The organism is Escherichia sp. MOD1-EC7003 (assembly GCF_002965065.1).
Classification (GTDB): domain Bacteria; phylum Pseudomonadota; class Gammaproteobacteria; order Enterobacterales; family Enterobacteriaceae; genus Escherichia.
The window spans coordinates 1-15,123 of the sequence record NZ_PTRE01000040.1; the positions used below are offsets into that span (position 1 = coordinate 1).

Consider the following 15,123-nt stretch of genomic DNA (forward strand, 5'->3'; position numbering starts at 1 on the left):
ACTGTGGCTTATTGGCTATCATGCTGAAAACAAAGGATTACATCTGAGATATCAGGCCAACAGCATTAAAGCACGGCGGGTAATCTCGTATCTGACGTTAGCGAAGAATGTCTTACGACACTCCCCGCTAATTTTAAGACGAACAGTGCTAAGCACAGTTCTTAATCATCTCGCCAAAACCTACCAGAATATGGTGTTGGTTTATTAGCGCTGATTTATGGGGATCCCTCAGCGCTTCGGCGGGTTTTTTTATGGCTAAAACCTGAATCAGCGTAAAAAATGGAAAGTTGCTTTTTGCTGCCGCCTGACAGGCAGGTAAAACAAAAACATCGCCGATAAGGGACTAAGTCAACCATTTCAAACTAAGGAATATCTCTTTTTCCCCATTTCTGGCATCGACTCACCACAAAGGCCGCAAAATCTGGTAAACTATCATCCAATTTTCTGCCCAAATGTCGGGTATTGCTCATTTTTTGTTTTATTTTTAAACAATGATGACACATTCGCAGATGGGTGACGCAACTTCTGACTGGCCACGCGGTGGCTGGTAGCAGTAAAAATTCTGACTATACCTGGAGGTTTTCATGGCTGTCGCTGCCAACAAACGTTCGGTAATGACGCTGTTTTCCGGTCCTACTGACATCTATAGCCATCAGGTCCGCATTGTGCTGGCTGAGAAAGGTGTAAGTTTCGAGATCGAACACGTGGAAAAGGACAATCCGCCTCAGGATCTGATTGACCTCAACCCGAATCAGAGCGTTCCGACCCTGGTGGATCGTGAGCTGACCCTGTGGGAATCTCGCATCATTATGGAATATCTGGATGAGCGTTTCCCGCATCCGCCACTGATGCCTGTTTACCCGGTAGCTCGCGGTGAAAGCCGTCTGTACATGCATCGCATCGAGAAAGACTGGTACACGCTGATGAACACCATCATCAACGGTTCAGCTTCTGAAGCAGATGCCGCACGTAAGCAACTGCGCGAAGAACTGCTGGCGATTGCGCCGGTCTTCGGTCAGAAGCCGTACTTCCTGAGCGATGAGTTCAGCCTGGTCGATTGCTACCTTGCTCCGCTGCTGTGGCGTCTGCCGCAACTGGGTATCGAGTTCAGCGGTCCGGGGGCGAAAGAGCTGAAAGGCTATATGACCCGCGTCTTTGAGCGTGACTCTTTCCTTGCTTCTTTAACTGAAGCAGAACGTGAAATGCGTCTGGGCCGGAGTTAATCTGTATGGATTTGTCACAGCTAACACCACGTCGTCCCTATCTGCTGCGTGCATTCTATGAGTGGTTGCTGGATAACCAGCTCACGCCGCACCTGGTGGTGGATGTGACGCTCCCTGGCGTGCAGGTTCCTATGGAATATGCGCGTGACGGGCAAATCGTACTCAACATTGCGCAGCGTGCTGTCGGCAATCTGGAACTGGCGAATGATGAGGTGCGCTTTAACGCGCGCTTTGGTGGCATTCCGCGTCAGGTTTCTGTGCCGCTGGCTGCCGTACTGGCTATCTATGCCCGTGAAAATGGCGCAGGCACGATGTTTGAGCCTGAAGCTGCCTACGATGAAGATGCCAGTATCATGAATGATGAAGCGGCATCGGCAGACAACGAAACCGTTATGTCAGTTATTGATGGCGACAAGCCAGATCACGATGATGACACTCATCCTGACGATGAACCTCCGCAGCCACCACGCGGTGGTCGACCGGCATTACGCGTTGTGAAGTAAAACAAAAACAGGCCCTGGCGGCCTGTTTTGTCTTTTTAATGGCTTAATAAAAAAGCGTGATTGTGGCAATCATATTCACCACGAAACCGACTGCCATAGGGATCGCTGTCCGCTTCACCACCGCAAAAGGTGAAACGCCGGCAATTCCTGACGTAACGACCACCACTGCAGTAATCGGCGAAACCGCGCGCGCTAACGTCGTGGCAAAATGCATTGGCATAATCATAACCACCGCTGGTACGTGTAGTCCGGCTGCGATATTTGGAATAAGACTGGCAAATGACATAAACGGCGCATTGCCTGAGCCCATCACAATGGCACAAATAGCAATGACCAGCGCCATGATAATCATCACACCAATACCGCCCAGACCAGAATGCTCCGCGCCTCTGATAACCGCATCGACAGTGCCAATCGTCGTTAAGCCCTTCGCAAATATTTCACCCGCGACCACCAGCGTTACCACGTTGGCAAACTGTGTACCCATGCCGTCAAAAAACGCCTGCACATCGTCCATTGTTTCGCGCAAGTTATGTTTGCGGAAGAACTCAACAAACATCGTCAGCGTTAAACTCAGTAACATCACCACCACCAGATGCAGTTCTGACTGCATCAGCCCGGCGTGGGCGAGAAACAGCGAGCCGAGCATCAGGATTAGCGGCATTACCGGTAAAATGGCGTAATAGAGCGGCGGGACATTATCGAGAGTTTTTTGCTCTGCCTGTTCTTGATTGATATTTTTATCTTTTTTGTCAAAAGCGCGCTGCACGAAAAAGTGGGAAATCGCCACCGAGATAATGACGCAAGAGGCGACCGGAAGCTGGTAGTGGAAGAAGTAAGTGGCGATTTTCATTCCTGCTACCTGGGCAGCAAAAATAGAGTTCGTTTCCAGAATCCCCCACTCAATGGACATTGTGGTTGCGATAACCGCCACCGCAGAGAGGCGACTTACTCCCAGACTCACCAGCGTCGGAAATAAGGTGACCATCAGCAACATACCCAGACCGGAGGCGCTGGTAATAAACTGCGCCATGATTTGGCCGATGACGTAAGTGGCCGACAGAATAAGATACGGCGAGCGAATGAGTTTTAACGGGCGGCTTAACAAGCTCACCATCGCGCGACTGGCTCCTATGCGCTCCATGTAGCGGGCATAACCGCCCACCGCCATAATCGACAGCCCCAACCCGGCAATGCGGTTGGATAGCATACGCAGAATTTCATTATAAATATCGACGATCAAGTAGCCGCTGCTTTTGGCGGGATCGAGTACACCACCAAACCCTAACCAGACACCGCACATCATCAGGAGGATACCTGCGGCAGCCAGTACCACCTGAGGTTTGTAGTTTTTCAGGATCAAATAGCCCATCGTAATTAATACGATGACAGATATAATTATGCCGAACATTGTTGAACTCCGTGTCAAAAGAAAACGGTCAATCCCATAAACGGCAGATTGAAAACAATGATGTTATATTTTTTGCAAGGCTATTTATGGTGCTGGTGTCGTATTTTTAAATTGTGGTTGAGGGGATTTTTCATTAAAAAATATGCATTTATGATTGTTTGGCAAGAACACATTCATAATAATCATAATGTCTGTGAATAGTCTTATGAATAATTCAATCGGGATGTTTTTATCTGCGTTACATTAATTTTTCACAATAGTTAATTATGATAATGATGAGGTACAAAGAGAAAAAACCGCCATTTCCCCCTACTTTCAATCCTGTGATAGGATGTCACTGATGATATTAATCACACTGACCTTACAGAATGGGCTTTATGAACGCATTTGATTCGCAAACTGAAGATTCTTCACCTGCAATTGGTCGCAATTTGCGTAGCCGCCCGCTGGCGCGTAAAAAACTCTCCGAAATGGTGGAAGAAGAGCTGGAACAGATGATTCGCCGTCGTGAATTTAGCGAAGGTGAACAATTACCGTCTGAACGCGAACTGATGGCGTTTTTTAACGTCGGGCGTCCTTCTGTGCGCGAAGCGCTGGCAGCGTTAAAACGCAAAGGTCTGGTGCAAATAAACAACGGCGAACGCGCTCGCGTCTCCCGTCCTTCTGCGGACACCATCATCGGCGAGCTTTCCGGCATGGCGAAAGATTTCCTTTCTCATCCTGGCGGGATTGCCCATTTCGAACAATTACGTCTGTTCTTTGAGTCCAGCCTGGTGCGTTATGCGGCTGAACATGCCACCGATGAGCAAATCGATTTGCTGGCAAAAGCGCTGGAGATCAACAGTCAGTCGCTGGATAACAACGCGGCATTCATTCGTTCAGACGTTGATTTCCACCGCGTGCTGGCAGAGATCCCAGGAAACCCAATCTTCATGGCGATCCACGTTGCACTGCTCGACTGGCTGATTGCCGCGCGTCCAACGGTTACCGATCAGGCGCTGCACGAACATAACAACGTTAGCTATCAACAGCATATTGCGATCGTTGATGCGATCCGTCGTCATGATCCCGACGAAGCCGATCGTGCGTTGCAATCGCATCTCAACAGCGTCTCTGCTACCTGGCATGCCTTCGGTCAGACCACCAACAAAAAGAAATAATGCCACTTTAGTGAAGCAGATCGCATTATAAGCTTTCTGTATGGGGTGTTGCTTAATCGATCTGGTATAACAGGTATAAAGGTATGTCGTTTATCAGACAAGCATCACTTCCGAGGTATTTATGGCAACGAATTTACGTGGCGTAATGGCTGCACTCCTGACTCCTTTTGACCAACAACAAGCACTGGATAAAGCGAGTCTGCGTCGCCTGGTTCAGTTCAATATTCAGCAGGGCATCGACGGTTTATATGTGGGCGGTTCAACCGGCGAAGCCTTTGTACAAAGTCTTTCCGAGCGTGAACAGGTACTGGAAATTGTCGCCGAAGAGGCGAAAGGTAAGATTAAACTCATCGCTCACGTCGGTTGCGTCAGCACCGCCGAAAGCCAACAACTTGCGGCATCGGCTAAACGTTATGGCTTCGATGCCGTCTCCGCCGTCACACCGTTCTATTATCTTTTCAGCTTTGAAGAACACTGCGATCACTATCGGGCAATTATTGATTCGGCAGATGGTTTGCCGATGGTTGTGTACAACATTCCCGCCCTGAGCGGGGTAAAACTGACCCTGGATCAGATCAACACACTGGTTACGCTGCCAGGTGTTGGTGCCCTGAAACAAACCTCTGGCGATCTCTATCAGATGGAACAGATCCGTCGTGAACATCCGGATCTGGTGCTCTATAACGGTTACGACGAAATCTTCGCCTCCGGCCTGCTGGCGGGCGCTGATGGTGGTATCGGCAGTACCTACAACATTATGGGCTGGCGTTATCAGGGGATCGTGAAGGCGCTGAAAGAAGGCGATATCCAGACCGCGCAGAAGCTACAAACCGAATGTAATAAAGTCATTGATCTGCTGATCAAAACGGGCGTATTCCGCGGCCTGAAAACTGTTCTGCACTATATGGATGTCGTGTCTGTGCCGCTGTGCCGCAAACCGTTTGGTCCGGTAGACGAAAAATATCTGCCAGAATTGAAGGCACTGGCCCAGCAGTTGATGCAAGAGCGCGGGTGAGTTTTTTCCCCTTGCTCGCCCCTACCGGGTGAGGGGAAATAAACGCATCTGTACCCTACAATTTTCAAACCAAAGCGTGTGGGCATCGCCCACCGCGGGAGACTCACAATGAGTACTACAATCCAGAATATCCCGTGGTATCGCCATCTCAACCGCGCACAATGGCGGGCATTTTCCGCTGCCTGGTTGGGATATCTGCTTGACGGTTTTGATTTTGTTTTAATCGCCCTGGTGCTCACTGAAGTGCAAGGTGAATTCGGGCTGACGACGGTACAGGCTGCAAGTTTGATCTCCGCAGCCTTTATCTCTCGCTGGTTCGGCGGCCTGATGCTCGGCGCTATGGGGGACCGCTACGGGCGTCGTCTGGCAATGGTCACCAGCATCGTTCTCTTCTCAGCCGGGACGCTGGCCTGCGGCTTTGCGCCAGGCTACATCACCATGTTTATTGCTCGTCTGGTCATCGGCATGGGGATGGCGGGTGAATACGGCTCCAGTGCCACCTATGTCATTGAAAGCTGGCCCAAACATCTGCGTAACAAAGCCAGTGGCTTTCTGATTTCCGGCTTCTCTGTGGGGGCTGTCGTTGCCGCTCAGGTCTACAGCCTGGTGGTTCCGGTCTGGGGCTGGCGTGCGCTGTTCTTTATCGGCATTTTGCCAATCATCTTTGCTCTCTGGCTGCGTAAAAACATCCCGGAAGCAGAAGACTGGAAAGAAAAGCACGCAGGTAAAGCACCGGTACGCACAATGGTGGATATTCTCTACCGTGGTGAACATCGCATTGCCAATATCGTGATGACGTTGGCGGCGGCTACTGCGCTGTGGTTCTGCTTCGCCGGTAACCTGCAAAATGCCGCAATCGTCGCTGTTCTCGGGCTGTTATGCGCCGCAATCTTTATTAGCTTTATGGTGCAGAGTACGGGCAAACGCTGGCCAACGGGCGTGATGCTGATGGTGGTTGTGTTATTTGCCTTTCTCTACTCATGGCCGATTCAGGCGCTGCTGCCAACGTATCTGAAAACCGATCTGGCTTATAACCCCCATACTGTCGCCAATGTGCTGTTCTTTAGTGGCTTTGGCGCGGCGGTGGGTTGCTGCGTCGGTGGCTTCCTCGGTGACTGGTTGGGAACTCGCAAAGCGTACGTTTGTAGCCTGCTGGCCTCGCAGCTGTTGATTATTCCGGTATTTGCGATTGGCGGCGCAAACGTCTGGGTGCTCGGACTGTTACTGTTCTTCCAGCAAATGCTTGGACAAGGGATCGCCGGGATCTTACCGAAACTGATTGGCGGTTATTTCGATACCGACCAGCGTGCAGCGGGCCTGGGCTTTACCTACAACGTTGGCGCATTGGGCGGCGCACTGGCCCCAATCCTCGGCGCGTTGATCGCTCAACGTCTGGATCTGGGTACTGCGCTGGCATCGCTCTCGTTCAGTCTGACATTTGTGGTGATCCTGCTGATTGGTCTGGATATGCCTTCCCGCGTTCAGCGCTGGCTGCGCCCGGAAGCATTGCGTACTCATGACGCTATCGACGGCAAACCATTTAGCGGTGCCGTGCCATTTGGCAGCGCTAAAAACGATTTAGTCAAAACCAAAAGTTAATCCTGTTGCCCGGTCTCTGCACCGGGCCTTTCGCTAAGGGAAGATGTATGTCGTTACTTGCACAACTGGATAAAAAAATCGCTGCTAACGGTGGCTTGATCGTCTCCTGTCAGCCGGTTCCAGACAGCCCGCTCGATAAACCAGAAATCGTCGCTGCCATGGCATTAGCGGCAGAGCAGGCGGGCGCAGTCGCTATTCGCATCGAAGGTGTGGCAAACCTGCAAGCCACGCGTGCGGTGGTGAGCGTGCCAATTATCGGGATTGTAAAACGCGATCTGGTGGATTCTCCGGTACGCATTACTGCTTATATTGAAGACGTCGATGCGCTGGCACAGGCGGGCGCGGACATTATCGCGATTGACGGTACTGACCGAGCGCGTCCGGTGCCTGTTGAAACACTGCTGGCACGTATCCACCATCACGGTTTACTGGCGATGACCGACTGTTCAACGCCGGAAGATGGCCTGGCTTGCCAAAAGCTGGGGGCCGAAATTATTGGTACTACGCTTTCTGGCTATACCACGCCTGAAACGCCAGAAGAGCCGGATCTGGCGCTGGTGAAAACATTGAGCGACGCCGGATGTCGGGTGATTGCCGAAGGGCGTTACAACACGCCAGCGCAGGCGGCAGACGCAATGCGTCACGGTGCGTGGGCGGTGACGGTAGGTTCTGCTATCACACGTCTTGAACACATTTGTCAGTGGTACAACACAGCGATGAAAAAGGCGGTGCTATGACCACACTGGCGATTGATATCGGCGGTACTAAACTTGCCGCCGCGCTGATTAGCGCTGACGGGCAGATCCGCGACCGCCGTGAACTTCCTACGCCAGCCAGCCAGACACCAGAAGCCCTGCGTGACGCCTTATCCGTATTAGTCTCTCCGTTGCAAGCTCATGCGCAGCAGGTCGCCATCGCTTCAACCGGCATTATTCGTGACGGCAGCTTGCTGGCGCTGAATCCGCATAATCTCGGTGGATTGCTACACTTTCCGTTAGTCAGAACTTTGGAACAACTTACCGATTTACCGACCATTGCGCTTAACGATGCACAGGCCGCAGCATGGGCGGAGTATCAGGCATTGGAAGGCGATATAAGCGATATGGTGTTTATCACCGTTTCCACCGGCGTTGGCGGCGGCGTGGTGAGCTGCGGCAAACTGCTTACCGGCCCAGGTGGGCTGGCGGGGCATATCGGGCATACACTTGCCGATCCGCACGGCCCGGTCTGCGGGTGTGGACGCACAGGTTGCGTGGAGGCGATTGCTTCTGGTCGCGGCATTGCGGCGGCGGCGCAGGGCGAACTGGCAGGCGCGGATGCGAAAACCATTTTCACACGCGCCGGGCAGGGCGATAAGCAAGCGCAGCAACTGATTCACCGCTCCGCACATGCGCTGGCAAGGCTGATCGCTGATATTAAAGCCACAACTGATTGCCAGTGCGTAGTGGTCGGTGGCAGCGTTGGTCTGGCAGAAGGGTATCTGGCGCTGGTGGAAACGTATCTGGCGCAGGAGCCAGCGGCATTTCATGTTGATTTACTGGCGGCGCACTACCGCCATGATGCAGGTTTACTTGGGGCTGCGCTGTTGGCCCAGGGAGAAAAATTATGATGATGGGTGAAGTACGGTCATTACCGTCTGCCGGATTGCATCCTGCGTTACAGGATGCGTTAACACTCGCCTTAGCCGCCAGACCGCAAGAAAAAGCACCGGGTCGTTACGAATTACAGGGTGACAATATCTTTATGAATGTCATGACGTTTAACACTCAATCGCCCGTCGAGAAAAAAGCGGAATTGCACCAGCAATACATTGATATCCAGCTGTTATTAAACGGTGAGGAACGGATTCTGTTTGGCATGGCAGGCACAGCGCGCCAGTGTGAAGAGTTCCACCATGAAGATGATTACCAGCTTTGCAGCACCATTGAAAACGAGCAAGCCATCATCCTGAAACCGGGAATGTTCGCCGTGTTTATGCCAGGAGAGCCGCATAAGCCGGGATGCGTTGTTGGCGAGCCTGGTGAGATTAAAAAGGTGGTCGTGAAGGTTAAGGCTGAGTTAATGGCTTAAAATTATCTGGATAATTCGTTTTAGAAATTCGCCAGACACTGTCTGGCGAATTCATTGTTACCACGCTTAAACTTCCAGCCAGTTCATAATGCCGTCTGCCGCTTTACGACCTTCGGCAATGGCGGTAACGACCAGATCGGAACCACGGACGATATCGCCACCAGCAAAGATTTTCGGGTTACTGGTCTGGAAGGCGTTGTCGCTGCCTTCCGGTGCGATGATGCGGCCTTGCGAATCCAGCTCGACGCTGTGTTTCGCCAGCCATTCCATGCTGTGTGGACGGAAACCAAACGCCATGATCACCGCGTCTGCTGGGATGATATGTTCGGAACCGGCAACGATCTCCGCACGGCGGCGACCCTTAGCGTCCGGTTCGCCCATTTCGGTACGCACCATTTTCACGCCGCAGACTTTACCGTTGCCATTCACTTCAATACCCAGCGGCTGGACGTTAAACTTGAACTCAACACCTTCTTCCCGCGCGTTTTTTACTTCGCGGCGGGAACCTGGCATATTCTCTTCGTCACGACGATAGGCACAGGTTACGTGCTTCGCTCCCTGGCGCACGGAAGTACGCACGCAGTCCATCGCGGTATCTCCACCGCCAAGGACTACCACGCGTTTGCCTTCCATGCTGACGAACAGTTCTTCGCGGGTTTCGCCAAAGCCCATTAACTGCTTGGTGTTGGCGATAAGGAACGGCAGCGCTGCGTACACGCCATCGGCATCTTCGTTTTCCAGCCCGCCGCGCATTGACTGATAAGTCCCGACGCCAAGGAACACGGCATCGTAATCTCTCAGGAGATCGTCCAGCTGTACATCGCGGCCCACTTCGGTATTGAGTCTGAAATCAATACCCATACCAGTGAAGATTTCACGGCGGCGCGTCATTACCTCTTTTTCCAGCTTAAAGGCCGGAATACCGAAAGTCAGCAGGCCGCCAATTTCCGGGTGACGATCGAAGACGACCGCTTTTACGCCGTTGCGCGTCAGGACATCCGCACACGCCAGACCTGCCGGGCCTGCGCCGATAATCGCCACTTTTTTACCGGTCTGTTTCACGCCGGACATATCCGGACGCCAGCCCATTTCGAACGCTTTATCATTGATATAACGCTCAATGTTGCCGATGGTCACCGCGCCAAACTCATCGTTCAGGGTGCAGGAACCTTCGCACAGACGATCTTGCGGGCAGACACGTCCGCATACTTCCGGCAGAGTGTTGGTCTGGTGCGACAGTTCTGCCGCTTCAAAAATACGCCCTTCGTTGGCGAGCTTCAGCCAGTTCGGGATGTAGTTATGTACCGGGCATTTCCACTCACAGTATGGGTTGCCGCACGACAGACAGCGGTCAGCCTGGGCTTTGGCCTGGCCTTCGGAAAACGGCTCGTAAATTTCAACAAACTCAATTTTACGGATCTTCAGCGGTTTCTTTGGTGGATCAACACGCTGCAGGTCGATAAATTGATAAACATTCTGACTCATTGTTGCTACCCCTTACTGCGCCTGCACGCGCAACTCTGCTGCGCTACGACTACGGTGACCCAGCAGTGCTTTTACATCACTGGACTTCGGTTTAACCAGCGCAAATTTAGTGGCGAAGGTTGACCAGTTCGCCAGAATCTCTTCACCACGCTGGGAACCGGTATGCTGAACATGCTCGGTGATAAGACCACGCAGATGCTCTTCATGGATCGCCAGGGAGTCAACGTTCAGCACTTCCACCAATTCCGGGTTAACGCGTTTGCGGAAATCACCGCTTTCATCGAGAACGTAAGCGAAGCCGCCGGTCATGCCTGCGCCGAAGTTAACGCCGGTTTTACCCAGAATACAGACGATACCGCCCGTCATATATTCACAACCGTTGTCGCCAATACCTTCTACCACGGTGATAGCACCGGAGTTACGCACGCCGAAACGTTCACCCGCGCGGCCTGCGGCATACAGACGACCACCGGTTGCGCCATACAGGCAGGTGTTGCCGATAATGCTTGCTTCATGGCTGCGGAAGGCCGAGCCAACCGGAGGACGAATGGCAATCAGGCCGCCAGCCATGCCTTTACCGACATAGTCGTTGGCATCGCCCGTCAGATACAGCTCTACGCCGCCCGCGTTCCACACGCCGAAACTCTGGCCCGCAGTGCCGTTGAAGTACGCTTTGATCGGATCGGCTGCCAGCCCCTGGTCGCCGTGCGTTTGCGCGATATAGCCTGAAAGCGACGCGCCGACAGAACGGTCGGTGTTGCGAATATCGAACCAGAAGGTTTTGCTCAGGCGTTCATCGACAAATGGTTTCGCCTGTTGCAGCAACTGCGCGTTCAGCAAGCCGTTATCAAACGGCGGGTTGTTTTCGGTACAGTACAGCGCCTTACCTGGATGCGGCTCGGCAGTCTCCAGCAGCTTCGACAGCGCCAGTTTCTGCTGTTTGGCGGTGAAACCGTCCAGCTCTTTAAGCAGGTCGGTGCGACCAATCAGATCCACCAGACGTGTTACGCCCAGCTGTGCCATTAGCTCGCGGGTTTCACGGGCGATAAACTCAAAGTAATTCGTCACCTTGAACGGCAGGCCGTGATAGTGATTCTTACGCAGTTTGTCATCCTGAGTTGCTACACCGGTGGCGCAGTTGTTCAGGTGGCAAATACGCAGATATTTACAGCCGAGCGCCACCATCGGACCGGTACCGAAGCCAAAGCTTTCCGCGCCAAGAATTGCTGCTTTGATGATATCAACGCCGGTTTTCAGGCCGCCATCAACCTGCAAACGAATCTTATGACGCAAGCCGTTGGCAACCAGCGCCTGCTGCGTTTCAACAAGCCCCAGCTCCCATGGGCAGCCTGCGTATTTCACTGATGAAAGTGGACTTGCGCCGGTGCCGCCGTCATAGCCTGCGATGGTGATTAAATCGGCATAGGCTTTCGCCACGCCAGTCGCGATGGTGCCAACGCCTGGTTCGGAAACCAGCTTCACGGAGATCATCGCTTTCGGGTTAACCTGCTTGAGGTCGAAAATAAGCTGCGCTAAGTCCTCGATAGAGTAGATATCGTGGTGCGGCGGCGGGGAGATCAGCGTCACGCCCGGCACTGAATAGCGCAGTTTGGCGATGTAAGGAGTGACTTTATCGCCCGGTAACTGACCGCCTTCGCCCGGCTTCGCGCCCTGGGCGACTTTAATCTGAATGACGTCGGCATTGACCAGGTACGCCGGAGTAACACCGAAGCGACCGGAAGCGACCTGTTTGATGCGCGAGACTTTGTTGGTGCCGTAGCGGGCAGGGTCTTCACCACCTTCACCGGAGTTCGAGTTACCGCCGATGCTGTTCATCGCTTCTGCCAGCGCCTCGTGGGCTTCCGGGCTTAACGCGCCGATAGACATTGCGGCGGTGTCGAAGCGTTTAAACAGTTCGCTTGCCGGTTCAACATCAGCAATATTGACCGCGTTTTCACCCGGCGTAATTGCCAGCAGATCGCGCAGCGTGGTAGCCGGACGTTCATTAACCAGCTTTGCGTATTCCTGATAGTCGCTGTACTCGCCGCTTTGTACCGCCTGTTGCAGCGTGCGCACCACGTCCGGGTTGTAGGCATGGTATTCGCCGCCATGCACATATTTCAGCAGTCCACCCTGGCTGATGGGCTTACGCGCCAGCCAGGCTCGTTTCGACAGATTCCGCAGATCCTGCTGGAAGTCTTCAAAGCTTGCCCCACCAATACGGCTGACTGCGCCCTGGAAGCACAGATCCACAACATCATTGTGCAGACCGACCGCTTCGAACAGTTTTGAGCAGCGGTAAGAGGCGATGGTGGAGATGCCCATTTTGGACATGATTTTGTACAAACCTTTGTTGATGCCGTTACGGTAGTTGAGCATCACGGTACGATAATCTTTGGCAATCGCATGGGTGTCTACCAGGCGGCCCAGCGTTTCATAGGCAAGGTATGGATAAATAGCCGTCGCGCCGAATCCCAGCAACACGGCGAAGTGGTGTGGGTCGCGGGCGCTGGCGGTTTCGACGATGATGTTGGCATCGCAACGCAGGCTTTGATCGACCAGACGGGTCTGGATTGCGCCAACTGCCATCGGGGCCGGAACCGGCAGGCGATCTTTAGCGATATTCCGGTCGGAGAGCACCAGCAGCACGGTGCCGCTACGTACCATTTTTTCGGCTTTGTCGCACAGTTCTTTGACAGTTGCTTCGAGCGTGGTTTTAGTGACGTCAAAGGTGATATCCAGTGTATCTGCGCGGTAGTGCTCCTCTTTAATCGTCGTGAGCTGTTTGAAATCGGAGTAGAGCAGGATCGGCGATTTAAAGCTTAAACGGTGCGCCTGGCCCTCTGCTTCACAGAATACGTTCATTTCACGACCGATGCTGGTGGCGAGCGACATAACATGCGCTTCACGCAGCGGGTCGATTGGCGGGTTAGTGACCTGGGCAAACTGCTGGCGAAAGTAGTCGTAAATAATGCGCGGCTGGCTGGAGAGCACGGCAAACGGGGTATCATCGCCCATCGAACCGACGGCTTCCTGGCCGTTTTCGCCCAGCACGCGGATCACCGAATCCAGTTCTTCCGCGCTGTAGTTAAACTGTTTCTGGTAGCTGGCAAGCGTGTCGTCATCCAGTTCGCGGCTACCCACTTCTTCATCAGGCAAATCTTCAAACGGCACCAGACGGCGGACGTTTTTCTCCATCCACTCTTTATATGGATGGCGGCTTTTCAGGTCGTCATCGGTTTCTGCCGAGTGCAGAATGCGCCCACTGCGAGTGTCGATCACCATCAGTTCGCCCGGTCCCACGCGACCTTTTTCGACCACTTCGTCAGGCTGATAATCCCAGATGCCGACTTCAGAGGCGCAGGTGATGAGCTTATCTTTGGTGATGACGTAGCGCGCCGGACGTAGACCGTTACGGTCGAGGTTACAGGCAGCGAAGCGACCATCGGACATCACGATGCCCGCCGGACCATCCCACGGCTCCATATGCATGGAGTTAAAGTCGAAGAAGGCGCGCAGTTCCGGGTCCATATCCGGGTTATTCTGCCAGGCGGGTGGCACTAACAGACGCATGGCGCGGATGATATCCATCCCGCCCGCCAGCAGCAGTTCCAGCATGTTATCCATGGAACTGGAGTCTGATCCGGTTTCGTTGACGAACGGTGCGGCGTCGTGCAGATCAGGGATAAGCGGCGTCTGGAATTTATAAGTACGCGCACGTGCCCACTGGCGGTTACCGGTAATGGTGTTGATTTCACCGTTATGCGCCAGGTAGCGAAACGGTTGCGCCAGCGGCCAGCGCGGTACGGTGTTGGTGGAGAAGCGCTGGTGGAACAGGCAGATGGCCGATTCCAGACGCAGGTCCGCAAGATCCAGATAAAAGCGCGGCAGATCTGCCGGCATACACAGACCTTTATAGATGTTCACCAGATTCGACAGGCTACAGACGTAGAAGTCTTTGTCGGCTTCGAGACGCTTTTCAATGCGGCGGCGGGCGATAAACAGACGGCGCTCCATATCGCGCGGACGCCAGCCTGCCGGGGCGTTCACAAAAATTTGCTCAATGCGTGGCAGAGAGGAGAGGGCGATTTCACCCAGCACGCCTTCGTTGGTGGGGACATCACGCCAGCCCACAATCGACAACGTTTCGCGTTGCAGTTCTTCTTCAACAATGCGGCGTGCGGCAGCGGCGAGTTCAGGATCTTTATTCAGGAAGAGCATCCCGACGGCGTAGTTTTTTGCTAAACGCCAGCCGTGCTCCTGCGCAACGATGCGAAAAAAGCGATCCGGTTTTTGTAACAGCAAGCCGCAACCGTCACCGGTTTTACCATCGGCGAGAATCGCACCACGGTGCTGCATGCGGGCCAGTGCGTGTATTGCAGTACGCACTACCTTGTGGCTAGGTTCGCCTTCTATGTGGGCGATCAGGCCGAAACCACAGTTATCCCTCTCAAGGGATTTATCGTACAACATATCGTGAACCTCCCCCAGGCTCTGCGGAAACCCCACTTCCGAACCGCTGCGCACGGGCACAGAAAGAGCGTGGCGACGGGGGTTGCGTCTCATACGCGCGCCTCGCATTCGCCCCCTTGTTGTCCTTTTCGCATCGGTTAATACGGTGAAGAGGGGATCTCAATTACTGCATAAATATGATGAG

General features: G+C 53.4%; 11 protein-coding genes and 1 pseudogene. 9 read left to right on the plus strand and 3 right to left on the minus strand.

Annotated features, from left to right (window positions below; translation table 11 throughout):
- From A7090_RS07645 to sspB, 3 genes and pseudogenes are all read left to right on the plus strand, one after another.
- Window positions 1-208 (plus strand): annotated as a pseudogene (locus tag A7090_RS07645) (IS4 family transposase); the annotation flags it as partial.
- A 376-nt stretch (window positions 209-584) separates the two neighbouring features.
- A complete protein-coding gene (sspA, locus tag A7090_RS07655) occupies window positions 585-1,223 on the plus strand; it encodes a stringent starvation protein SspA (RefSeq protein WP_000257293.1) in 639 nt (212 codons plus the stop codon).
- A 5-nt stretch (window positions 1,224-1,228) separates the two neighbouring features.
- Window positions 1,229-1,726: a ClpXP protease specificity-enhancing factor gene (gene sspB, locus A7090_RS07660; RefSeq protein WP_105273567.1), complete on the plus strand. Its 498-nt coding sequence runs from the start codon at window positions 1,229-1,231 to the stop codon at window positions 1,724-1,726.
- A gap of 43 nt (window positions 1,727-1,769) precedes the next feature.
- Here the strand turns inward: sspB and dcuC are convergent, their stop codons facing one another.
- Window positions 1,770-3,137 (minus strand): anaerobic C4-dicarboxylate transporter DcuC, encoded by a 1,368-nt coding sequence (gene dcuC / locus A7090_RS07665; RefSeq protein ID WP_105273568.1) that lies wholly within the window; start codon window positions 3,135-3,137, stop codon window positions 1,770-1,772.
- A gap of 368 nt (window positions 3,138-3,505) precedes the next feature.
- On the opposite strand from dcuC, the gene nanR reads away from it, so the two are divergent.
- From nanR to nanQ, 6 genes are all read left to right on the plus strand, one after another.
- Entirely contained in the window at window positions 3,506-4,297 is a 792-nt protein-coding gene (gene nanR, locus A7090_RS07670; RefSeq protein ID WP_105273569.1) for a transcriptional regulator NanR, read from the plus strand.
- 121 nt (window positions 4,298-4,418) lie between these two features.
- The gene (gene nanA, locus A7090_RS07675; protein ID WP_105273570.1) at window positions 4,419-5,312 is read left to right on the plus strand and encodes an N-acetylneuraminate lyase; all 894 of its coding nucleotides are present in this window, start codon (window positions 4,419-4,421) and stop codon (window positions 5,310-5,312) included.
- A gap of 108 nt (window positions 5,313-5,420) precedes the next feature.
- Window positions 5,421-6,911, plus strand: a complete 1,491-nt coding sequence (gene nanT, locus A7090_RS07680) for a sialic acid transporter NanT (protein ID WP_105273571.1) — start codon at window positions 5,421-5,423, stop codon at window positions 6,909-6,911.
- A gap of 47 nt (window positions 6,912-6,958) precedes the next feature.
- Complete coding sequence (locus A7090_RS07685) at window positions 6,959-7,648, plus strand: N-acetylmannosamine-6-phosphate 2-epimerase (RefSeq protein ID WP_105273572.1); 690 nt, start codon at window positions 6,959-6,961, stop codon at window positions 7,646-7,648.
- A complete protein-coding gene (gene nanK, locus A7090_RS07690) occupies window positions 7,645-8,520 on the plus strand; it encodes an N-acetylmannosamine kinase (RefSeq protein WP_105273573.1) in 876 nt (291 codons plus the stop codon). The genes A7090_RS07685 and nanK overlap by 4 nt, the downstream gene beginning before the upstream one ends.
- Entirely contained in the window at window positions 8,517-8,981 is a 465-nt protein-coding gene (nanQ, locus tag A7090_RS07695; protein WP_105273574.1) for an N-acetylneuraminate anomerase, read from the plus strand. Before nanK ends, nanQ begins: the two co-directional genes overlap by 4 nt.
- A gap of 66 nt (window positions 8,982-9,047) precedes the next feature.
- On the opposite strand, the gene gltD is transcribed toward nanQ, so the two are convergent.
- Both gltD and gltB read right to left on the minus strand, forming a co-directional pair.
- A complete protein-coding gene (gene gltD / locus A7090_RS07700; RefSeq protein WP_105273575.1) occupies window positions 9,048-10,466 on the minus strand; it encodes a glutamate synthase subunit GltD in 1,419 nt (472 codons plus the stop codon).
- Window positions 10,467-10,478: 12 nt separating this feature from the next.
- Window positions 10,479-14,939: a glutamate synthase large subunit gene (gene gltB / locus A7090_RS07705; protein WP_105273576.1), complete on the minus strand. Its 4,461-nt coding sequence runs from the start codon at window positions 14,937-14,939 to the stop codon at window positions 10,479-10,481.
- Window positions 14,940-15,123 lie beyond the last annotated feature (184 nt).

What these genes read in the sequence shown, in the direction of transcription:
- gltB (WP_105273576.1), bottom strand. Translation starts at nt 14,939, where the DNA reads ATGTTGTACGATAAATCCCTTGAGAGGGATAACTGTGGTTTCGGCCTG.
- nanQ (WP_105273574.1), top strand. Translation starts at nt 8,517, where the DNA reads ATGATGATGGGTGAAGTACGGTCATTACCGTCTGCCGGATTGCATCCT.
- sspB (WP_105273567.1), top strand. Translation starts at nt 1,229, where the DNA reads ATGGATTTGTCACAGCTAACACCACGTCGTCCCTATCTGCTGCGTGCA.
- nanK (WP_105273573.1), top strand. Translation starts at nt 7,645, where the DNA reads ATGACCACACTGGCGATTGATATCGGCGGTACTAAACTTGCCGCCGCG.
- dcuC (WP_105273568.1), bottom strand. Translation starts at nt 3,137, where the DNA reads ATGTTCGGCATAATTATATCTGTCATCGTATTAATTACGATGGGCTAT.
- nanR (WP_105273569.1), top strand. Translation starts at nt 3,506, where the DNA reads ATGGGCTTTATGAACGCATTTGATTCGCAAACTGAAGATTCTTCACCT.
- nanT (WP_105273571.1), top strand. Translation starts at nt 5,421, where the DNA reads ATGAGTACTACAATCCAGAATATCCCGTGGTATCGCCATCTCAACCGC.
- sspA (WP_000257293.1), top strand. Translation starts at nt 585, where the DNA reads ATGGCTGTCGCTGCCAACAAACGTTCGGTAATGACGCTGTTTTCCGGT.
- gltD (WP_105273575.1), bottom strand. Translation starts at nt 10,466, where the DNA reads ATGAGTCAGAATGTTTATCAATTTATCGACCTGCAGCGTGTTGATCCA.
- nanA (WP_105273570.1), top strand. Translation starts at nt 4,419, where the DNA reads ATGGCAACGAATTTACGTGGCGTAATGGCTGCACTCCTGACTCCTTTT.
- A7090_RS07685 (WP_105273572.1), top strand. Translation starts at nt 6,959, where the DNA reads ATGTCGTTACTTGCACAACTGGATAAAAAAATCGCTGCTAACGGTGGC.